The 21076-nt window shown below is 44.9% G+C and carries 20 protein-coding genes; 4 read left to right on the forward strand and 16 right to left on the reverse strand.

Annotated elements, in window-relative coordinates; all coding sequences use genetic code 11:
• Positions 1-214 precede the first annotated feature (214 nt).
• Complete coding sequence (gene namA / locus DCC82_RS12455; RefSeq protein ID WP_062678687.1) at positions 215-1237, forward strand: NADPH dehydrogenase NamA; 1023 nt, start codon at positions 215-217, stop codon at positions 1235-1237.
• 22 nt (positions 1238-1259) lie between these two features.
• Here the strand turns inward: namA and rnz are convergent, their stop codons facing one another.
• Complete coding sequence (gene rnz / locus DCC82_RS12460) at positions 1260-2186, reverse strand: ribonuclease Z (RefSeq protein ID WP_062678688.1); 927 nt, start codon at positions 2184-2186, stop codon at positions 1260-1262.
• 178 nt (positions 2187-2364) lie between these two features.
• Between rnz and zwf the strand changes: the two genes are divergently transcribed.
• The gene (zwf, locus tag DCC82_RS12465; RefSeq protein ID WP_216368217.1) at positions 2365-3846 is read left to right on the forward strand and encodes a glucose-6-phosphate dehydrogenase; all 1482 of its coding nucleotides are present in this window, start codon (positions 2365-2367) and stop codon (positions 3844-3846) included.
• Between the two features lie 20 nt (positions 3847-3866).
• The gene (locus DCC82_RS12470; protein WP_015864405.1) at positions 3867-4484 is read left to right on the forward strand and encodes a cyclase family protein; all 618 of its coding nucleotides are present in this window, start codon (positions 3867-3869) and stop codon (positions 4482-4484) included.
• Positions 4485-4523: 39 nt separating this feature from the next.
• Here DCC82_RS12470 and gndA read toward each other — a convergent pair whose 3' ends face one another.
• From gndA to mce, 6 genes are all read right to left on the reverse strand, one after another.
• Entirely contained in the window at positions 4524-5936 is a 1413-nt protein-coding gene (gndA, locus tag DCC82_RS12475) for an NADP-dependent phosphogluconate dehydrogenase (RefSeq protein ID WP_062752842.1), read from the reverse strand.
• Positions 5937-6171: 235 nt separating this feature from the next.
• Positions 6172-6570, reverse strand: coding sequence for a type VII toxin-antitoxin system MntA family adenylyltransferase antitoxin (gene mntA, locus DCC82_RS12480; RefSeq protein ID WP_062678690.1), 399 nt, complete (start codon positions 6568-6570; stop codon positions 6172-6174).
• Complete coding sequence (locus DCC82_RS12485; RefSeq protein ID WP_015864409.1) at positions 6570-7052, reverse strand: chemotaxis protein CheW; 483 nt, start codon at positions 7050-7052, stop codon at positions 6570-6572. The genes mntA and DCC82_RS12485 overlap by 1 nt, the downstream gene beginning before the upstream one ends.
• Positions 7053-7132: 80 nt before the next feature.
• A complete protein-coding gene (locus DCC82_RS12490) occupies positions 7133-8251 on the reverse strand; it encodes a tripeptidase T (RefSeq protein ID WP_062678691.1) in 1119 nt (372 codons plus the stop codon).
• A gap of 304 nt (positions 8252-8555) precedes the next feature.
• Positions 8556-10106, reverse strand: coding sequence for an acyl-CoA carboxylase subunit beta (locus tag DCC82_RS12495; RefSeq protein WP_097354960.1), 1551 nt, complete (start codon positions 10104-10106; stop codon positions 8556-8558).
• 17 nt (positions 10107-10123) lie between these two features.
• A complete protein-coding gene (gene mce, locus DCC82_RS12500; protein ID WP_097354712.1) occupies positions 10124-10546 on the reverse strand; it encodes a methylmalonyl-CoA epimerase in 423 nt (140 codons plus the stop codon).
• Between the two features lie 380 nt (positions 10547-10926).
• On the opposite strand from mce, the gene prli42 reads away from it, so the two are divergent.
• Positions 10927-11022, forward strand: coding sequence for a stressosome-associated protein Prli42 (gene prli42, locus DCC82_RS17475; protein WP_015864413.1), 96 nt, complete (start codon positions 10927-10929; stop codon positions 11020-11022).
• Between the two features lie 145 nt (positions 11023-11167).
• On the opposite strand, the gene DCC82_RS12505 is transcribed toward prli42, so the two are convergent.
• From DCC82_RS12505 to DCC82_RS12545, 9 genes are all read right to left on the reverse strand, one after another.
• Entirely contained in the window at positions 11168-11671 is a 504-nt protein-coding gene (locus DCC82_RS12505; protein WP_015864414.1) for a L,D-transpeptidase, read from the reverse strand.
• A 67-nt stretch (positions 11672-11738) separates the two neighbouring features.
• A complete protein-coding gene (locus DCC82_RS12510) occupies positions 11739-12716 on the reverse strand; it encodes an aromatic acid exporter family protein (RefSeq protein WP_062678693.1) in 978 nt (325 codons plus the stop codon).
• Between the two features lie 67 nt (positions 12717-12783).
• Positions 12784-13506, reverse strand: coding sequence for an amino acid ABC transporter ATP-binding protein (locus DCC82_RS12515; RefSeq protein WP_015864416.1), 723 nt, complete (start codon positions 13504-13506; stop codon positions 12784-12786).
• Positions 13499-14158, reverse strand: a complete 660-nt coding sequence (locus DCC82_RS12520; RefSeq protein WP_015864417.1) for an amino acid ABC transporter permease — start codon at positions 14156-14158, stop codon at positions 13499-13501. Before DCC82_RS12520 ends, DCC82_RS12515 begins: the two co-directional genes overlap by 8 nt.
• A 73-nt stretch (positions 14159-14231) precedes the next feature.
• Positions 14232-15014 (reverse strand): transporter substrate-binding domain-containing protein, encoded by a 783-nt coding sequence (locus DCC82_RS12525; RefSeq protein WP_089097897.1) that lies wholly within the window; start codon positions 15012-15014, stop codon positions 14232-14234.
• A gap of 228 nt (positions 15015-15242) precedes the next feature.
• Positions 15243-15674, reverse strand: a complete 432-nt coding sequence (locus DCC82_RS12530) for a BrxA/BrxB family bacilliredoxin (RefSeq protein WP_015864419.1) — start codon at positions 15672-15674, stop codon at positions 15243-15245.
• A 40-nt stretch (positions 15675-15714) separates the two neighbouring features.
• Complete coding sequence (gene meaB, locus DCC82_RS12535) at positions 15715-16815, reverse strand: methylmalonyl Co-A mutase-associated GTPase MeaB (protein ID WP_015864420.1); 1101 nt, start codon at positions 16813-16815, stop codon at positions 15715-15717.
• Positions 16812-19007 carry a methylmalonyl-CoA mutase gene (gene scpA / locus DCC82_RS12540; RefSeq protein WP_097354713.1) on the reverse strand — a complete coding sequence of 732 codons (2196 nt, stop codon included), beginning with the start codon at positions 19005-19007 and terminating at the stop codon, positions 16812-16814. The genes meaB and scpA overlap by 4 nt, the downstream gene beginning before the upstream one ends.
• Positions 19000-21054: a methylmalonyl-CoA mutase family protein gene (locus DCC82_RS12545; protein WP_097354714.1), complete on the reverse strand. Its 2055-nt coding sequence runs from the start codon at positions 21052-21054 to the stop codon at positions 19000-19002. The genes scpA and DCC82_RS12545 overlap by 8 nt, the downstream gene beginning before the upstream one ends.
• Positions 21055-21076 lie beyond the last annotated feature (22 nt).

The raw sequence follows: 21076 nt of genomic DNA on the forward strand, positions 1-21076 counted from the left end.
CACCTACCTTTCTAAATCCAGTGTACTTATATTGAACGAAAAATTCAATATATATTGAAAATATAAACCCCGCCTTCCTCCACAGCTAAAGCAGTGGGCTTCCGGCGGATGTTCTCGTGAAATCCTCTTCGCATAGTACGTATCGTTTTTCTTCTCCAAGTAAACGTGCTATTATTCAATTGAAAACGACATTACTTGGGGGGAAAAACAGAGAATGGAAACGATGCTTTTTTCACCGTATACGATACGCGGGGTTACTATCAAAAACCGGATTGTTATGTCTCCTATGTGTATGTATTCTTGCGATACAGAAGATGGAAAAGTACGAAATTGGCATAAAATTCATTATCCGACACGTGCTGTCGGCCAAGTCGGTCTTATTATCGTGGAAGCGACTGCCGTTGCTGCTCAAGGAAGAATTTCGTCACGCGACTTAGGAATCTGGAGCGATGAGCATGTAGATGGATTGCGTGAATTAGCTTCGCTCGTTAAAGAGCATGGAGCTAAAATCGGCATCCAGCTTGCCCATGCCGGGCGCAAATCGGAAGTAGATGGAGAAATTATCGCTCCTTCAGCAATTCCATTCAGTGAAAAAACACGCACCCCGAAAGAAATGACGAAAGCAGATATCGAAGAAACGATTCAAGCGTTCCAAAATGGGGCGCGCCGCGCCAAAGAAGCCGGTTTTGATATCATCGAAATTCACGGTGCGCACGGCTATTTGATTAACGAATTTTTGTCGCCGCTGTCGAACAGGCGGCAAGACGAGTACGGCGGTTCACCAGAAAACCGCTACCGCTTTTTAGGAGAAATTATCGATGCCGTAAGAGAAGTATGGGACGGACCGCTCTTTGTGCGCATTTCCGCTTCTGATTACCACCCGGAAGGCTTGACGGTCAAAGATTATGTTCCATATGCAAAACGCATGAAAGAACAAGGAGTCGACCTTATTGACGTAAGCTCTGGAGCAGTGGTTCCTGCAAAGATCCGTGTGTATCCGGGCTACCAAGTTCCGTTTGCGGAAACGATTCGCCGTGAAGCGAATATTGCAACTGGCGCAGTCGGTCTCATTACTTCCGGTCTGCAAGCGGAAGAAATTTTAAGAAACGGCCGGGCCGATTTAGTATTTCTTGCGCGCGAACTGTTACGCAACCCATATTGGCCATACGCCGCCGCAAAAGAGCTGGGGACGACGATTTCCGCCCCAGTGCAATATGAGCGGGGATGGCGTTTCTAAAGCTGCCGGAAAATCGGCAGCTTTATTTTTTTCGCGGAATGATAAAGGAAGAAAAATCGGAGGCCAACTCCGTATTCGGAAACAACTTTCTTGCCTGTTCTAGCAGCTCTTCACTTAACACTCCTTGATAGCGGGAACTAATATGAGTTAAAATCAGTCTCTTTACTCCAGCGAGTTTCGCCACTTCCGCCGCTTGGACAGCGGTAGAATGAAAATAATCATGCGCCAAAGCGCTATCCTCTGCCGCAAACGTTGCTTCGTGAACGAGCACATCTGCTTCTTTCGCCAGTTCCACGCTCGCTTCGCAATAGCGTGTATCGCCAAGAATCGTGACAATTCTCCCTTTTTGTGGAGGACCGACAAAATCGCGCCCGTCAATGACCGTACCGTTGTCTAACTGCACCGTTTTCCCTAGCTTAATTTGTTGATAAATAGGACCAGGACGAATGCCGAGCGCCTTCAATTTATCTACTAAAAGTGTGCCAGGCAAATCTTTTTCCACAACCCGAAAGCCATAGGAAGGGATGCCGTGATCGAGCTGCTTGGCAATCACTAAAAATCGTTCGTCCTCAAAAATCGTTCCTTCCTCGATTTCGACAACTTGCAGGTCGTATTTCAAACGTGTGTAACTAACGGAAAGCGATATTTCGATAAACGCTTGAATTCCTTTCGGGCCATATATGGTTAACGGTGTATCACCGCCTTGAAAAGAGCGGCTGCCAAGCAATCCCGGCAATCCGAAAATATGATCACCGTGAAGATGGGTGATAAAAATATTTTCAATTCGTCTCGGACGAATGGACGTATGTAAAATTTGATGTTGTGTCGCCTCTCCGCAATCAAATAACCACGTTGCCCCGCGTTCTTCTAATAGCTGCAGCGCAATCGATGATACGTTTCTTTCCTTTGCCGGTACTCCAGCTCCTGTACCTAAAAACAATAATTCCAACGCACCCACTCCTTATGTAAAGCAACTTTTGTCTGTTGTTAGCGTATCAATGTTTCGCGTCTTATTTCAACACTCTTTTACAAAAATATAAAATGTTTGCGTTCATCGCCATAAATCTCTACAATTAATTACTTGAAGAGACAATTTTGGCTAAAGCGAGGTACATATCGTGAACAACATGGATCCGAAATCATTAATTGTGATTTTTGGTGCAACTGGTGACTTAGCAAAACGCAAGTTATTTCCTTCTATCTACCGATTATATGAAAAAGGAAAACTGTCCGAAGAATTTGCCGTTGTCGGTGTCGCACGACGACCGTTATCCAATGATGAGTTTCGCAACTATGTCCGTCAATCAGTGGAAAATGCGCTTAATCAAGAATTAAGCGATCAGCGCTTCGTATCTCATTTTTATTATCATCCATTCGATGTAACCGATACGGCTTCTTACCAGCAATTAAAGTCATTGCTTCAACAATTAGATGAAATATACCATGTTGATGGAAACCGCATTTTTTATTTAGCGATGGCGCCAGAATTTTTTGGCACGATTACGTCCCGCTTAAAATCGGAAGGTCTTACCGCGACAAACGGCTGGAAGCGGCTCGTCATTGAAAAACCGTTCGGTCATGACCTTCAAAGCGCACAACAACTAAATGAAGAAATTCGCCAATCGTTTTCGGAAAATGAAATTTACCGCATCGACCATTATCTTGGCAAGGAAATGGTGCAAAACATCGAAGTAATCCGTTTTTCGAACGCAATTTTTGAACCGCTTTGGAACAATCGGTTTATTTCTAACATTCAAATTACGTCAAGTGAAACGCTTGGTGTCGAGGACCGCGGACGCTATTACGACCATTCCGGAGCGCTTCGCGATATGGTGCAAAATCACATGCTTCAGATGGTCGCGCTCTTGGCGATGGAACCGCCGATTAAACTGACAACCGATGACATCCGCAACGAAAAAATAAAAGTGCTTCGCGCGCTTCGGCCAATTTCTCACGAGGAAGTAGACCAATACTTTGTACGAGGGCAATACGGCAGAGGAATCGTCAACGGAAAAGAAGTCGTAAGCTACCGTGAGGAAAATAACGTCGATCCAAACTCCAATACAGAAACGTTTGTAGCTGGAAAGTTGATGATCGATAATTTCCGTTGGGCCGGCGTGCCGTTTTATATTCGCACAGGTAAACGCATGACAGAAAAATCAACAAAAATTGTGGTCCAATTTAAAGATGTGCCAATGAACTTGTATTATCGGACAAATGAAAAAATCCAGCCAAACTTATTGATTATTCATATTCAGCCGGATGAAGGCATCACCCTTCATTTAAACGGTAAAAAAAGCGGCGAATATATGAAAACAACACCAATTAAATTAGACTACTGCAACAACTGCATCGATGGCATTAACACGCCAGAAGCGTATGAAAAATTGTTATATGACTGCATGCGCGGCGATGCGACAAACTTTACGCATTGGGATGAAGTAGCCGCTTCATGGCAGTTTGTCGACCCTATTTCCGAAGTATGGGAAAATACAAAAGCTATCGATTTTCCAAACTATGAAGCCGGATCGATGGGACCGAAAGCTTCAGATGAATTACTGCAAAAAGATGGATTCCATTGGTGGCCGATTTGCCACCCTAAACAATGACGAAGGGAGCTAATGAAACGATGAAATTTTATGACGTGACCGCACCAATTTTTGAAGGAATGCCTGTCTATAAAAATAAACCGGAAAAGCAACCGAAACTAACGAGCGTGACAAATGATTACGTCACGGAATCCCGTATTGACATGGATGTACATACCGGAACCCATATCGATGCGCCGCTTCATATGGTCAAAGGCGGCGAAACGTTTGAAACGATTTCTCTCGACCGCCTCGTTGGCACATGCAAACTATTCGATCTTACGCATGTGAGCGATAAAATTTCGAAAGAGGATATCGCTTCATTAGATATTCATGAAAATGATTTTGTATTGTTTAAAACGAAAAACTCGCTAGAAGATGCCTTTAATTTTGAATTTATTTATGTTGCTGAAGATGCGGCCCGGTATCTTGCCGATAAAAAAGTTCGTGGCGTTGGCATCGACGCCCTAGGCATTGAACGAAGCCAGCCGGGGCATCCAACGCATAAAACGTTATTTTCCGCAGGTGTGATCGTGATCGAAGGGCTGCGGTTAAAAGACGTTCCAGAAGGCTCATACTTTATGGTCGCAGCACCGCTTAAACTTGTCGGCACGGACGCCGCGCCGGCGCGTGTTATTTTATTTGAAAACATGCAATAAAAAAATTCCCCTTATTGCGAGGCAATAAGGGGAATTTTTTTACTTCTTCAACCACTCCGTATGGAAAACTCCTTCTTTGTCTACACGTTCATATGTGTGCGCGCCAAAGTAGTCGCGCTGTGCTTGAATTAAGTTCGCCGGCAATGTTTCCATCCGGTAGCTGTCATAATATGCTAACGCGCTTGAGAATGCCGGAACTGGAATGCCACGCATAACAGCGATTGCAATGATTTCACGCAGCGCTTCTTGATAATTTTCCACAATTTCTTTGAAATACGGGTCTAACAATAAGTTTGGCAACTGTGGATCGCGATCGTATGCGTCTTTAATTTTTTGCAAAAATTGCGCGCGAATGATGCAGCCGCCGCGGAAAATCATCGCAATATTGCCGTACTGCAAATTCCAGTTATATTCATCAGACGCCGCTTTCATTTGCGCAAAGCCTTGGGCATACGAACAAATTTTGCTCATGTACAGCGCGCGGCGCACCGCTTCGATAAAGCGGGCACGATCGCCTTCAAACGGTTTGACCGCAGGACCAGAAAGAAGTTTGCTCGCTTTCACCCGTTCGTCTTTCATCGCCGAAATAAAGCGGGCAAACACTGATTCCGTGATGATTGGAAGCGGCACTCCTAGGTCAAGCGCATTTTGGCTTGTCCATTTTCCCGTTCCTTTTTGACCGGCTTTATCTAAAATCACATCAACAAGCGGCTTGCCCGTTTCCTCATCGATCTTTGTAAAAATATCTGCCGTAATTTCGATTAAATAGCTATTTAATTCACCTTTATTCCACTCGGCAAACACTTCATGCAGCTCTTGGGCGTTTAAGCCGAGCACATGCTTTAACAAGAAGTACGCTTCGGCAATCAGCTGCATATCGCCGTATTCAATGCCGTTATGAACCATTTTCACATAATGTCCCGCACCGTCCGGACCGATGTACGTCGTGCACGGCTCGCCATCTACTTTCGCCGCAATCGCTTCGAAAATCGGACGAACAAGTTCATGCGCTTCTTTTTGGCCACCAGGCATGATGGATGGACCTTTTAACGCGCCTTCTTCGCCGCCCGAAACACCAGTGCCGATAAAGTGAATGCCAAGTTCAGCCAATTCTTTGTTGCGGCGTTGTGTATCTTTGAAATACGTATTGCCGCCATCGATTAAAATATCGCCTTTTTCTAGATATGGCTTTAATTGTTCAATGGTTGCGTCCGTCGGCGCACCTGCTTTCACCATTAACAAAATTTTCCGCGGTTTTTCAAGTGCATTGACAAATTCTTCAATGCTGTATGTACCAACAATATTTTTTCCTTGCGCTTCCTTTAAAAATTCGTCCGTCTTTTCACGGGAACGGTTATAAACGGCAACTGAATATCCCTTGCTTTCAATGTTTAACGCAAGGTTTTTTCCCATTACTGCTAATCCAATGACGCCAATTTGTTGTTTTGCCATCATCAAACGTTCCTTTCTATACTTATTATTTGTTCATGAAAGAACATACCACAGTTCATTTTACCATATCAAGTTTTTCAATTACATTTAGAACAGCTTTCCGCGGACATAATGTTTCTGAAAAAAAGAAGTCCTGGTTTCAGGACTCTGTAAATTTTTCGGATTGTTATCATATTCTTCGTTTATTCTTTTGATACAGCGCTCAATAACGCTAATTTTGTTGAGGATGACATCATTATTCATACACCGCTCCCCTTTTGCGAATCCGCTCGAGAATTTCTGCCCGCTCTTCGTTTAATTTCGCATATTCCTTGAACACTTTCATCTCAAATTGTGCTTTTTTATCATCATCGGCACAATACAGCACTTTCCCCTTCCCAACAACTTGCGCTTGAAAAACGGTCGTTGCTTCTTTCAAATCAACTAAGTCAACGTCACAATTCAAGATTGCCGCAAGCTCCCCGGCAATCATAAACCGTTCGTAATGGCTTAATGTTCGTTCGCTTAAAAAAGCAAGATCAATATCGCTATCTTGCCGCGCTTGTTGTTGCGCTTCAGAACCGAAAAGATAGATGACATAAGGATTTATTTTTTTTACAAGAAATTGGACAATGGTTTGAAAATCATGATTCATTAGACTCTCTCCGTTTCTAAGGAAAAAGCCGCACTATAAATATGCTCCTTAATCGCTTTCGTCCCTTCCAAATGGGCAAATAATCGGTTTGGGTCAATTAATGTAATCAACCGCTCCGGCAAGCTGGCGATCCCGACAAGATATGGTGTTTGCTCGTACGCAAGCATATTCACTTGCTTTACTGCTTCTTCCGGAATATCGAGAATCTCTTTCGCCTCATCGACAATAAACGCAACGGAAATATCTTCGGCCTTGGTGACAACAAGACGCGTCCTACCCGTTTCTTCAAAAGGACGACCGTACAACAGTTTTCGCGTATCAAGCACCGGCACCAACTCGCCGCGAATGCGAATGACTCCGACCATATAATCTGGCATTTGCGGAACGATTGTTGGAGCCATCATTTTTTCAATGGAAATGACAAGCTCAACCGGTATCGCATATTGTTCACGCTCCAATTGAAAAACGACAAATTTTTTCATTCGACCGTCTCCCCTCACCGTCTATCGCTCTACTCTATTTCTATATAGAAAGAAGCATCCAAACAATGGATGCTCCGTTATTATTTTGCCACTTCTTCAACGATTGCGACAACCATTTCCGTTAATTTGACAAGCTCTTCAATCGGCATGCGTTCATTCGTCGTATGAATATCTTCGTAGCCAACTGCTAAGTTCACTGTCGGAATGCCAAAACCGGCAATGACGTTCGCATCGCTGCCGCCGCCGCTGCGAAGCAATTCGCACGGACGCCCGATTTTTGCCGCGGCGCGTTTTGCAACCTCCACAACATGGTCGCCGTCGCCGAACTTAAATCCTGGATACATCACCTCGACATCTACTTCGGCGCGTCCTCCCATTTCTTTGGCAACCGTTTCAAATGCCTCTTTCATTTTTGCGACTTGGGCTTCCATCTTTTCCGGCACTAAGGATCGTGCTTCTGCTAAAATATCGACGCGGTCGCAGACGATGTTCGTTTGCGTTCCACCTTCAAAACGGCCGATGTTTGCCGTTGTTTCTTCATCAATGCGGCCGAGCGGCATTTGAGCAATTGCTTTTGCGGCGATCGTAATTGCCGATACGCCTTTTTCAGGAGCGACGCCGGCATGCGCCGTTTTTCCGTAAACAACGACTTTCAATTTTGCTTGTGTCGGCGCGGCAACGACGATGTTTCCGACTTTGCCATCGCTGTCTAACGCATAGCCAAATTTTGCTTGAATCAATGACGGATCGAGCGCTTTCGCTCCGACAAGGCCAGATTCTTCCCCGACCGTAATGATAAATTGAATCGTGCCATGCGGAATGTTTTGCTCTTTTAAGACGCGAATCGCCTCGAACATCGCCGCCAATCCCGCTTTATCGTCCGCTCCTAAAATCGTCGTTCCATCGGTCACGACATATCCATCTTGGATGGACGGCTTCACTCCTTTTCCAGGAACAACGGTATCCATATGGGACGTAAAATAAATCGGGTCCACCCCTTCTTTTGTCGCTTCTAACGTACAAATTAAGTTTCCAGCGCCATGTCCGGTTTTCGCCGCTGCATCATCTTCAATGACATGCAGTCCAAGCGCTTCAAATTTTTGCTTTAATACTTTGGCGATTTCTCCTTCATGCTTTGTCTCCGAATCGATTTGCACGAGTTCCAAAAATTCGTCGACTAAACGTTGCTGATTGATCATGTTCGTTCTTCCTCCTACTTATGTACTCATTTAAAAGTATACCCGATTTAACCAACGATTGCGAAAAATTGTTTTTGAAGAATAAAAAAAGCCCAGTTTCCATGATCGATGCCGATGCCCCTTGACAGCCTAAAAAACACACTCCTGTCAAATCACGTTCTGAAAAGATGGAACGCACTTTAATGTTCGCGGCATAAATATGCCAATAGTTAGCGGTGACTCTTTCTATTTTTGAAAAATAAAAAACGATTCGAATCAATCAAACCCGCCGCCACAGATGATCGTGACAGCGGGTTTCATTGTTTTACAACGGAATATTTCCATGTTTTTTCTTCGGACGTTCCTCGTGTTTATTCCGAAGCATCTCGAGCGCTTGGATGAGTTTGATTCTCGTATCACGCGGATCGATGATATCATCGACCATGCCGTATTTCGCCGCAACGTATGGGTTGGCAAATTTACTGCGATATTCTTCGATCTTTTGCGCCCGCGTTTCTTCCGGATTTGGGCTGTTTTCGATTTCGCTTGCAAAAATGATATTCGCCGCTCCTTGCGGACCCATGACGGCGATTTCCGCATTCGGCCACGCGTAAACGACATCGGCGCCAATCGACTTGCTGTTGAGCGCCACATACGCGCCGCCGTATGCTTTCCGCAAAATGACGGTAATTTTCGGGACGGTCGCCTCGGAATATGCATACAAAATTTTCGCTCCGTGGCGAATGATGCCTCCATGTTCCTGCTTGACGCCCGGGAAAAAGCCAGTGACATCTTCAAATGTAATAATCGGGATGTTAAATGAGTCACAGAAGCGGATAAATCGCGCCGCTTTATCCGATGAATCAATATCAAGCCCTCCAGCCATAAATTTCGGCTGATTGCACACAAGCCCGACGACTTCGCCTTTAATGCGAGCAAAACCGATGACAATATTTTTAGCAAAATCTTTTTGTACTTCCATAAACGAACCTTCATCAACGACCTGCAAAATGACGTTGCGCACATCATACGGACGGACTGCGTCAATCGGCACAACATCCGCTAAATCAGGCCGATAATCGTCTCCGTTTGGAATCGGGCCAAACGGCGGTTTTTCTTGATTGTTTTGCGGCAAATAACTTAACAGCTGCCGCACTTTATTAAGCACTTCTTCCTCGGTTGCACCGGAAAAGTGGGCGTTGCCGCTGATCGTGTTGTGGACGCGGGCGCCGCCTAAATCTTCGGCGCTAATTTTTTCCCCTGTCACCGCTTCGATCACTTTCGGTCCTGTAATAAACATTTGGCTCGTTTTTTCCACCATAAAGACAAAATCGGTGATCGCCGGCGAATATACGGCACCACCCGCACAAGGCCCCATGATTACAGAAATTTGCGGAATGACACCGGAATAAATCGAGTTACGGTAGAAAATATGGCCATAACCATCTAACGACAAGACCCCTTCTTGAATGCGCGCCCCGCCTGAATCGTTGAGACCAATTACAGGTGCGCCTGTTTTTGCGGCTAAATCCATAATATTCGCAATTTTTTTCGCGTGCATTTCTCCAAGCGCACCGCCGAATACGGTAAAATCTTGGGAAAAGACAAATACGGTGCGGCCGTTGATTTTCCCATATCCGGTCACAACGCCGTCTCCTGGGCCTTTTTTTCCATCTAAACCGAAATCGGTACAACGATGCTCGATAAATGGATTCAGTTCCACAAATGTTCCTTCATCAAGAAGCAAATCAATACGCTCACGGGCTGTCAGTTTTCCTTTGGCGTGCTGCTTTTCAATTTTATCGTCACCGCCGCCTAATTCGATTTCGCGGCGGCGGTCGTATAACTCATTAATTTTATCATACATGTCTGTCATTATTGTTGTATTTGCCATTATTGCTGCACCTCCGCATCCGTCTTTTCGCAAAGTTCATACAAAACGCCTCCTGTTGATTTCGGATGCATAAACGCAACGAGCGCCCCGCCAGCGCCGCGTTTTGGTGCATCTTGAATCATGCGAATTCCTTTTTCCTTTAATTCATTAATACGTTCTTGAATATGATCAACACCAAGTGCAACGTGATGAATTCCTTCTCCTCGTTTTTCGATAAACTTAGCGATCGCACTATCTGGCGACGTCGGCTCTAATAATTCAATTTTTGTCTCTCCTGCCTTTAAAAAAGCGACTTTTACTTTTTCTGATTCCACTTCCTCGATGCCAAGCAACTTCAGCTGCAAAATATCGACATAAAATGGCAACGCTTTCTCGATAGACTTAACGGCAATTCCAACATGGTCTACTTTTTTTACATCCATTGTCCAATCCCCTTTGCTGTAGAATGTTGCGAACATTAAGTATATTCGCTATTTCGACAAAAAATCCTGCTTTTTCTCTTACAATCATGGACAAGTTTTTCCCTTGTCCCCCTGTTTTCATCACGGTACAATGATAGACAGGAACGTTTGTAATAAGGAGGTGTGGACCTGGTTACTAAAATCGTTGTCGTGTACTGATCGATGGAAGGAATGGTGCACGACAGGTGCCGTTGCTGACAGCGATCCACGGGGTATCTTTCACAGCAGGTGAGACATAAGGACTCCCTTCCTGATGGAACCCAGGTGTTTCCTGAGCGGCAAGCAGTTTTGCTGGTTCCATCGCGATGAATCGATTTTTATATTAGTAACCAGGAACGGAAATGTCCCGCAAAAAAACACAAAAATTAGTCGTTTATTTAATGCTGATCGCTATGCTCATCACAACGATTTTAACCGGCATCAGCATGTGGGTTTAATAAGAAAAGCGAAGGCGGACCAATTTCGCCTAAAGGCTGCCCATATCCTTCGTGTGGTGAATGTTGCCTTCTTGGCTTTGCGAAACACTTTTTTGTAGATGCAAAAAGGGCAAGCTTCATTATTGCGGAGCTTGCCCTTTTATAGTCATAGTGCGCCATACCGTTTGGCAATTGCATAAAACGATTCGTTGCTGCGAACAATCACTACTTTTGTGCCAATCGGGATTTTTTCATACAATTGTTCGACATCGCGATTGTACATGCGCACACAGCCTTTCGATACATATTTTCCGATGGATGATGGATTATTCGTTCCATGAATCCCATATATGCGTCCGTCCGTTCCTCTAGCATTAAATCCAACCCACCGTGTTCCAAGCGGATTGTTCGGCGCACCGCCCGGGATATTTTGTTTGCGATAATATGGGTTTTCCGCCTTGACAGTAACCATAAACAATCCTTCTGGCGTTAGTGACTCATTAAAACCAGTGGCGACAGGATATACGGCTTCAATTTTTCCGTTATGAATAAAGGCAAGTTGATTGACCGCCTTATTGATAATAATAAACGGTTTTGTTTCTGCCGTCCCGGAAGCGGGGATGGATAAAAATGAAAATAACATAAGCATCATTGTTAATATAAAGCGCATATTTCCCACACCCTTTGTTTTTCTTTGTTATAGTGTGAGGCAAAAGGGGAGTGGGCATACATATTTGTTACATGGCAGCAGAAGCCCGTTTTTTTCCTTCTGAAACACGAAATTGACTTTTTATAATCAAATATTGTTCAAGTTCTTTCACCAAGTGCAGCAAAGCAGCCCGTTCCTCAAATTCTTCTCGCGTTTTTGGAAGAGGCATTGTTTCAAACCGCTTTTTCATATGATGAAGTTCACGAAGAAAGCGGTCTGCCGTATTTCCCGGATGAACGGCATCGCTTAATTTGTCGATAAAATCGGCAACAATGTTGCGCTGCTCCACTGTATATGTGAGCGATGTGACGAGCGGCAGCACTCGTTCAATAATTTCCAATTGCTTCTCCCGCATTAGAAAATAATGATAATATCCTTCTTCATTTCGCAGCATATGATTTTCAACATTTCTTATCGCAAGCAGTTTTGCCTTTTGTAAAATATCTCCTGCTAGCGTCAATTCTTTTCCATCCCAATCGATTTCATTGGTGCGCAAGTAACGAACGATCTCCTTCAGAATAATGCGAAATAAATCTTCAACAATGCGCTGGTATTCCTTTAATTGCTTTTCCGCACTTGGCATATACATATTCATTAATAAGGCAACACTAATGCCGATTAAAATAAGCAACAATTCATTGCAAATAATTTCCCACGTAAACTTCCTTGCTGCGTACAAATGGAGAATAATAACCGAACTTGTCGCAATCCCTTCATTTACTTTTAACCACACTGTTGTTGGAATAAAAAAGAGCAGCATTAATCCGACGGTAAACGGGTAATACCCTATTCCTTGGAAAAAAATATACGAAAACAGCATCGCGACAACACATGCGACAAAACGAGCCCATGCGGCTTTTAACGATCTTTTTTTCGTTACTTGAACGCATAAAATCGTAATGATGCCGGCAGAAGCAAAATTATGTAATCCCGCTAGCTGAGCGATGCTAATTGAAAGCGCGGTGCCTATTGCTGTTTTCGCTGTGCGATATCCAATCTTCACCATTTTTTCATTCTCCTGCTTAAAAAAGTAAAAAAGATGATCCAAGGGACCATCTTTTTATTGTACTTGATTATAGCATCTTTTCAAGGAATTCTTGAGCCCGCTTGCTTTTCGGAGATGTGAAAAATTCTTGCGGGGGCGCGTCCTCGACGAGCTGGCCGCCGTCTAAAAACAACACCCGGTCGGCAACTTCGCGGGCAAAGCCCATTTCGTGCGTAACAATCGCCATCGTCATTCCCGTATGGGCAAGCGACTTCATGACTTCAAGCACTTCTTTGACCATTTCCGGATCCAACGCTGACGTTGGTTCGTCAAACAACATTACATCCGGCGACATGGCAAGCGCCCTCGCAATCGCTACGCGCTGTTTTTGGCCTCCCGACAGCCGGCTTGGATATTCGTTTGCCTTTTGTTCCAATCCGACCTTTTTCAACAGTTCGATTCCTTTCGCTTCCGCTTCGGCCTTTGTCATTCCTTTTACTTTAATCGGCGCATACGTGACGTTTTCAAGCACGGTCATATGCGGAAACAAATGGAAATGCTGAAACACCATGCCGACATGCTGGCGCACTTTCATGATGTTTGTCTTTTTATCTGTAATTTCCTCGTCACCGATCCAAATTCTCCCTCTTGTCGGTTCTTCCAACAAGTTTAAGCAGCGTAAAAACGTGGATTTTCCTGACCCAGATGGACCGATAACCGCCACTACTTCGCCTTGCTTAATCGTTGTTGTAATTCCTTTTAATACTTCTAATTTGCCAAACGATTTATGCAAATCTTCTACTTTAATCACTTTTTCTCAATCTCCCTTCTAACGCTTTGCCAAGCAGCGTAAGAAGCATGACTAAAACGTAGTAAATAAGCCCGGCAATCAACAGCGGCTCAATATACCGATACACTTGTCCGCCAACGATGTAAGCACGCCGCATGACATCCATCGCTCCAATTACCGTTACGACGGCAGATTCTTTCGTCAATGTAATAAATTCATTCATCAATGCCGGCAAAATATTTTTCAGCGCTTGCGGCAAAATAATATCACGCATCATTAGCTTGTACGGAACACCAAGCGCCAGCGCCGCTTCCCGCTGCCCTTTATCAACGGCTAAAATGCCGGCGCGGATGATTTCAGAAACATAGGCGGCAGAGTTTAGCCCGAACGCGATGACCGCTGCGGGAAATGCGTCAATTTCAACACCGGTAAGCTGCGGTATTCCAAAATAAATAAGGACAAGCTGCAACACAAGCGGCGTGCCGCGAAATACGGATGTATACGCATCGGCAAACCATGTCAAAACCTTCATTCTGCCAATTTTCATTAACGCTAAAATAACTCCAAGCACAAACCCTAACAACACCGCGAAAACGACAATTTTTAATGTAACTGCAATTCCTGCTAATATAAATGGAATTGATGGAACAATTTGTGAAAAATCTAAGTTCACCGACCCTTCATCCTTCCTTGCAACATAGTGAAAACGTTCAAAAAGGACCCCCCTTTTTTGAACGCATTACAAATTATTGGTCAAACCATTTTTTAATCAACTTGTCCACTTCGCCGTTTTTGATCTTTTCTTGCAATACTTTATTAAACTCATCGCGAAGCTTGCTTCCTTTTGGGAAAGCAATCGCATATCCTGATTTTTCTTTGTCTGTCGGGATTGTATGACCTTCTAGTTTGCCATTGCTGCTATCTAGATATCCTTTTGCAACTGTATCTTCGATAATTGCTGCATCAAAGCGCCCTGCTTGAATCTCTTGAATTAACTCCGGAATGCGGTTGCGGCTTTCAATTTTCATGTCAACTTTTTTTGCAATTTTATTTGCTTCTCCTTCTTGAATCGAGCCGGTTTGAACACCAACCGTTTTTCCTTTTAAATCCTCAACTGTTTTAATGCCGCTTCCTTTCTTGGAAACGATCATGTTTCGCGCTACATAATACACATCCGAGAAATCAACGTTTTTCTTGCGTTCTTTCGTTGGAGTCATCCCCGCTAATACAAAATCTACTTTTCCTGACTGCAGTGCTGGGATAAGACCGCTAAAATCCATATCAACAATTTGAACGTCATATCCCAATTCTTTCGCAATCATTTTCGCCAAATCGACATCAAATCCGATAATTTCATTGCCTTTTGTGGTATCGATATATTCAAATGGCGCATAGTCGGCGGAAGTACCCATTCTTAACACTTTCTTTTGTTCTCCGCTTCCGTTTTTCTGTTCTCCGCCTGTGCCGCATGCCGAGAGCAAACCAATTAATAAAATGCTAGCAATAAAAAGCAACAATGATTTTTTCATACGGTGTCTCTCCCTCTCTTCTCAAAAGTTTAAATAATTTTTATAATATTGCGAAATAAGTTTTGAAGATTAATATAAAATACATCCTTGTTTTTGAATATATATTCTATGTTTTGTATATTAACATACATAGTAATAATTATGCAATCTATTTTTTAATTATAAATAAATTATTTTTGCTTTTTGAGAATAACAAAATAAATAACGGAGCTGAAAAATTCAGCTCCGTTATACTTCATCGCAATATTGATCAAACGCCGCCTGCAGCTTTTGGACGACTTCGATCGGCTCGTGCCCTTCGATTTCATGACGATGAATCATCGTACAAAGCTTGCCGTCCTTTAGTAAAGCGAAAGATGGAGAAGAAGGCGGCTGTCCTTCAAAATATTCCCTTGCTCGCGCTGTTGCCTCTTTATCTTGGCCGGCAAATACGGTTACAAGATGGTCTGGACGTTTGTCATAATGAATCGCATGCGCCGCTGCAGGACGGGCAATGCCCCCCGCACAGCCGCATACCGAGTTAATCATTACAAGCGTTGTGCCCGGTCGCTTAAATGCGGCATCCACTTCTTCAGGTGTACGCAATTCTTCAAAGCCAGCCTCCACGATTTCGCGGCGCGATTGTTCCACGATATCATTAAATAGCGGAAATTGAAACATGCTCAAGCACCTCCTTTTCTTATCGTATCACATTTTTCCATTATGACCTACTTTCATATATCTTAATAAGCTCTCGCACCGCGGAAGTAACGGATTGTGTTCCGGAAATAACGTTATTTTCAATGACCGGCAGCTTTTCTTTTACTGCGGGATGGGAAAAGAAACTCGTTTCTAAATAATCTTTAATCATTGAGTAAATCCAATCTTTTTGCTGATGGCGCCGGCGCATGTCAAACACGCCTGATTGTTTCGTCGTTTCTACAAACTTCTGAATCACGTTCCAAATTTCTTCGATGCCTTCTCCTAAAAGAGCCGAACACGTATATGCTTTTGTCTCCCACCCTGGTGTTGCTGGGCGCAAATAATGAAGAATCTGATTATACTCTTTTTGCGCGGCCAGCGCTTTTGGCTTATTGTCTCCGTCCGCTTTATTAATGACAACCGCATCGGTTAATTCCATAATTCCGCGTTTTATTCCTTGCAAATCGTCCCCAGCGCCTGTTAAAACAAGCATTAAAAAGAAATCGACCATGCCGCGTACGACAAATTCGCTTTGCCCGACACCGACCGTTTCTACCAAAATAACATCATATCCTGCCGCTTCGCAAAGCATCATCGTCTCACGCGTTTTTCGATGCACACCGCCGAGCGCTCCTCCTGATGGCGACGGACGGATAAATGCACGCGGATGGCGCGCTAACGACTCCATCCGCGTTTTATCGCCAAGAATACTTCCGCCTGTTAAAGAACTGCTCGGGTCAACCGCTAATACGGCAACACGGTGCCCTTGTTCGCATAAAAACGTGCCAAACGCTTCAATAAACGTGCTTTTTCCTGCTCCCGGCACGCCGGTGATGCCAATGCGGATCGATTTTCCGACATGTGGAAGCAGTTCGTTTAACACTTGTTGGGCAATGTCCATATGCTTGGGCGCATTGCTCTCAACAAGGGTGATTGCCTGGGCTAAAATCGTGCGGTCATTGTTCAACACGCCTTCGACATATTCTTTTACTGACCTTTCTTTCCGCTTCACCCAACGTTTTGGCGAAGCGGAAGCAGTGGTTTTCACATAAGCGGTCGCAAACTCATTTTCTCTCTCTTTTTCCACCCATTCAGGGCGATGCGTCCGTTCGCCGTTCATTGCCTCACTTCCTCGTAGCCGAGACGTTTATAAATTTCTTTCAATACTTTTTCCGCTGCGGTTGGAATGACCGTGCCTGGTCCGAAAATCGCCGCCGCTCCATGCTCATACAAAAATTCATAGTCTTGCGGCGGAATAACGCCGCCGACGACGACAATAATGTCTTCGCGGCCAAGCTTCCGCAATTCCTCCACTAATTGCGGCAATAATGTTTTATGCCCGCCGGCAAGCGAACTGATCCCAACGACATGGACGTCGTTTTCGACCGCCTGACGCGCCGTTTCTTCCGGAGTTTGGAACAATGGACCGATATCGACGTCAAATCCTAAGTCGGCAAAGGCAGTGGCGATCACTTTCGCTCCTCGGTCATGGCCGTCTTGCCCCATTTTCGCTACCATTAAACGCGGACGGCGGCCTTCTAATTCATAAAATTCATTAGTCATTTTCTTTACTCGCTCGAATTGTTCTTCATTTGTGAATTCGGAGCTGTACACCCCGCTAATCGAGCGAATGACCGCTTTGTGTCGCTTCGCTACTTTTTCGATCGCGTACGAAATTTCGCCTAATGTCGCGCGGGCGCGCGCTGCCTGTACGGCAAGCTCGAGCAAGTTTCCTTCTCCCGTTTCCGTCGCTTTTGTAATCGCGTCAAGCGCTTCCTGCACTTTTTGTTCATCACGGGAAGCGCGCAGCTGTTTTAATTTTTCGATTTGCCGCATCCGAACCGCCGTATTGTCGACTTCTAAAATCTCGATTGGTTCTTCTTTTTCCGGGCGATATTTGTTGACGCCGATAATCGTTTCCGCACCAGAATCGATTCTCGCTTGGCGTCTTGCCGCCGCTTCCTCGATGCGCATTTTCGGAAGCCCCGTTTCAATCGCTTTCGCCATGCCTCCAAGGCTTTCGATTTCTTCAATATGCTTCCACGCGCGATTCATCAATTCGTTCGTTAACGTTTCCACATAGTAAGAACCTGCCCATGGGTCAATGACATTGCAAATGCCTGTTTCATCTTGCAAGTAAAGCTGTGTATTGCGGGCAATGCGCGCGGAGAAATCAGTCGGAAGCGCGATCGCTTCATCGAGCGCGTTCGTATGAAGCGACTGCGTATGCCCAAGCGCAGCGGCGTGCGCTTCAATACATGTACGCACAACGTTGTTAAATGGATCTTGCTCGGTTAAGCTCCAGCCAGATGTTTGCGAATGCGTCCGCAATGCGAGCGATTTTGGATTTTTCGGATGGAACGTTTTCATCATTTTTGCCCACATAATGCGCGCCGCACGCATTTTCGCGACTTCCATGAAATAGTTCATGCCGATTGCCCAGAAGAATGACAATCTTGGCGCGAACGAGTCAATATCAATTCCTGCTTTTAATCCTGTACGAACATATTCTAATCCGTCCGCAAGCGTATACGCCAATTCAATATCCGCCGGCGCTCCCGCTTCTTGCATATGATATCCGGAAATGCTGATGCTGTTAAACTTTGGCATGTATTTGGAAGTGTATTCAAAAATGTCAGCGATAATGCGCATCGACGTTTCCGGAGGATAAATATACGTGTTGCGCACCATATATTCTTTTAAAATATCGTTTTGAATCGTTCCGGAAAGCTTATCTTGCGTGACGCCTTGCTCTTCGGCGGTGACGATATAAAATGCCATAATTGGCAGCACCGCGCCGTTCATGGTCATCGATACCGATATTTGATCAAGCGGAATGCCGTCAAACAAAATTTTCATATCTAAAATCGAATCGACCGCCACTCCCGCTTTGCCGACGTCACCAACGACGCGCGGATGGTCGGAGTCATAGCCGCGGTGGGTCGCAAGGTCAAACGCAACGGACAGCCCCTTTTGCCCCATCGCTAAGTTGCGTCGATAAAATGCGTTGCTTTCTTCCGCTGTCGAAAACCCTGCGTATTGCCGGATCGTCCACGGCCGATTCACGTACATCGATGGATACGGTCCGCGCAAATACGGTGGAATTCCCGGCATATAATCAAGAAAATCAAAGCCTTCGATATCTTTTTTCGTATATAGCGGTTTTACGGTGATATGTTCATTTGTTTGAAACAATAAGTCATCGATGGACGCGCGCACTTTTTCTTCGATCGCCTGCTTCCATTGCTGTTCATCTGCCGTTTTTTTCGGCATGCGCAGCGAAATATTTGTAAAATCTACCTTTTTACTCATTGAGGTCCACCCCCATTTCCTTCATAAACGATACAATCGTTTCATAACAATTCGAACCGATGTGAATAAAACCATCCACGCCAGCTTGCACGAATGATTGTTCCACATCCGGCGCTTGCTTTCCAGCCACGTACAGCTTTACATTTGAATTCGCTTGCTTTAACGCTTTCGCGATGGCAGGAACGATGTCCGTGTAGCTTTCATCAGATCCGCAAATAATATAATGCGTGCCGTTTGCGTTTATTGCTTCCGACACCGCTTTCTCAGCGGTATGTATCCCTTCGCTTTTCACTACTGCCATGCCGCCGGCTTCAAAAAAGCCGGTAATAAAATCGGCGCGTGCTTTATAGTTTGGAATGGAGCCAATGTTAATTAAATGCACCGTCGGACGCGCTCCATGTTTTTCAAGATGAGCTTCCGAAGCTTTGCGCAGTTGTTCAAACGGTTCAGCCAAGCGCCATTGTTTGATCGGCTTGACGCTTACGGATGCTTCATCTGCTTTTAATGCCGCTTCGATTTCCTGAGCGGTTGCTCGACGAACTGCCATAAAAACAGCTGTCTCGATCCATCGTTTTTCACCGAATCCCGCTTGCAATTGTGCGACGTTTTCTTCGTTTAGCGCGGAAGAAGATAGTTGTTTTTCATCGTTTTCGCTGTTTTCTCTCGCTTTTTGTATAGGCGCCTCCGCTAAGTTGGCGTAAAAGTTCGTTCCGACGATTTTTTCTTTTCGTTTTTTTACATTATCCTTCCGCTGCTTGGCAACGTTTTCCACTTCCACCTGCACAAACCCGTCTTGAAGCGTCTTAACGATGCCGCCTTTTCCTTCGATTTGCTGGAACAATTTCCATGCTTCTTCCGCTAATTGTGCTGTCAATGTTTCCACATAGTACGAACCGCCAGCCGGATCGATGACATTAGCGATATGCGCTTCTTCCAGCAAAATCAACTGCGTGTTGCGGGCGATTCTCCGTGAAAATTCATCAGCTGGCCCGATCGCCTCGTCAAACGGGGAGACGTGAAGGCTGTCGGCGCCGCCGATCGTCGCGGCAAACGCTTCTGCCGCCGCGCGAAGCATGTTGACATATGGATCGTAAATTGTTTTCGTAAAATAAGATGTGCGCGCATGCATCGCGATTTTCTGCGCTTGCTCGCTGCCGCCGAACGCCTGCACGATGTTGGACCAAACAAGTCTTGCTGCGCGAAGCTTTGCGATTTCCATAAAAAAGTTCGAACCGATCGCAAACGAAAAATGGATTTGCGGCGCAATGGCGTCAATCACCAATCCTCTGTCCAAGCATGCACGAATATATTCCACCGCTGTTGCAAACGCAAACGCTAATTCTTGAACCGCGTTTGCCCCGCCGTTATGGTACGGTTCGCCGCGGACAATGACCGTCTTTACGCCCGGCATGTTTTCTTTTGCCCATTTCGTCACATCGGCCATCACGTCGTACAATGCCGCAAGCGGGGTTGAAAGCTGGCCTTTTTCCGCAAGTGCACCGACTGGATCCATCCCAATCGTTCCGCGCACTGAGTCAAATGGTATTTGCTGTTTTTGCAAATAGGCGGCAAACAATGCCAAAAATGAAAGCGATTGTGCCCCCGCATCGATGCGAAGCGAATATTTATCCAAAGAAATGCCGGAAAACATGGCTTCGATATCGTCAACCGATGTTACCGGAAAACCTAGCCGTTCCAACACGATATGGATTTCCGTTTGCCCTCTTTCCAAATCGTGTTTAACGATTTCATTCCACTCCGTCGGACTGCTAGCTGAAATTTCCTGGCTGACCTTCCACGGCTCGCGAATATATCCGTTCGGCTTGGTTCCGCGAACATAGCCCGGAAAACCTGGATACTGTTCGACATGAACAAGCGACTCTATGTCCTGACGCGTATAAATGGGTTTAATGGTGATATTTTCATATGTAGTCGAATACAGTTTTTCGAATGGCTTTCCCTTTAACGATTTCTCGACTTCCTGTTTCCACTCCTCGAAACTTGGAATGGGAAACGTTGCGTTTTTCATCATCGAAATATCACTCACTGATATTCTCCCCCTTTTTCAG

This window comes from Geobacillus sp. LYN3, assembly GCF_003064505.1.
Lineage (GTDB): Bacteria > Bacillota > Bacilli > Bacillales > Anoxybacillaceae > Parageobacillus_B > Parageobacillus_B toebii.

What these genes read in the sequence shown, in the direction of transcription:
- mntA (WP_062678690.1), bottom strand. Translation starts at nt 6,570, where the DNA reads ATGAATCATGATTTTCAAACCATTGTCCAATTTCTTGTAAAAAAAATA.
- DCC82_RS12485 (WP_015864409.1), bottom strand. Translation starts at nt 7,052, where the DNA reads ATGAAAAAATTTGTCGTTTTTCAATTGGAGCGTGAACAATATGCGATA.
- mce (WP_097354712.1), bottom strand. Translation starts at nt 10,546, where the DNA reads ATGGATGTAAAAAAAGTAGACCATGTTGGAATTGCCGTTAAGTCTATC.
- DCC82_RS12470 (WP_015864405.1), top strand. Translation starts at nt 3,867, where the DNA reads ATGAAATTTTATGACGTGACCGCACCAATTTTTGAAGGAATGCCTGTC.
- DCC82_RS12505 (WP_015864414.1), bottom strand. Translation starts at nt 11,671, where the DNA reads ATGCGCTTTATATTAACAATGATGCTTATGTTATTTTCATTTTTATCC.
- DCC82_RS12490 (WP_062678691.1), bottom strand. Translation starts at nt 8,251, where the DNA reads ATGATCAATCAGCAACGTTTAGTCGACGAATTTTTGGAACTCGTGCAA.
- scpA (WP_097354713.1), bottom strand. Translation starts at nt 19,007, where the DNA reads ATGAGTAAAAAGGTAGATTTTACAAATATTTCGCTGCGCATGCCGAAA.
- DCC82_RS12530 (WP_015864419.1), bottom strand. Translation starts at nt 15,674, where the DNA reads ATGTTTCAATTTCCGCTATTTAATGATATCGTGGAACAATCGCGCCGC.
- zwf (WP_216368217.1), top strand. Translation starts at nt 2,365, where the DNA reads ATGGATCCGAAATCATTAATTGTGATTTTTGGTGCAACTGGTGACTTA.
- prli42 (WP_015864413.1), top strand. Translation starts at nt 10,927, where the DNA reads ATGTCCCGCAAAAAAACACAAAAATTAGTCGTTTATTTAATGCTGATC.
- DCC82_RS12495 (WP_097354960.1), bottom strand. Translation starts at nt 10,106, where the DNA reads ATGACAGACATGTATGATAAAATTAATGAGTTATACGACCGCCGCCGC.
- DCC82_RS12510 (WP_062678693.1), bottom strand. Translation starts at nt 12,716, where the DNA reads ATGGTGAAGATTGGATATCGCACAGCGAAAACAGCAATAGGCACCGCG.
- meaB (WP_015864420.1), bottom strand. Translation starts at nt 16,815, where the DNA reads ATGAACGGCGAACGGACGCATCGCCCTGAATGGGTGGAAAAAGAGAGA.
- gndA (WP_062752842.1), bottom strand. Translation starts at nt 5,936, where the DNA reads ATGGCAAAACAACAAATTGGCGTCATTGGATTAGCAGTAATGGGAAAA.
- namA (WP_062678687.1), top strand. Translation starts at nt 215, where the DNA reads ATGGAAACGATGCTTTTTTCACCGTATACGATACGCGGGGTTACTATC.
- DCC82_RS12525 (WP_089097897.1), bottom strand. Translation starts at nt 15,014, where the DNA reads ATGAAAAAATCATTGTTGCTTTTTATTGCTAGCATTTTATTAATTGGT.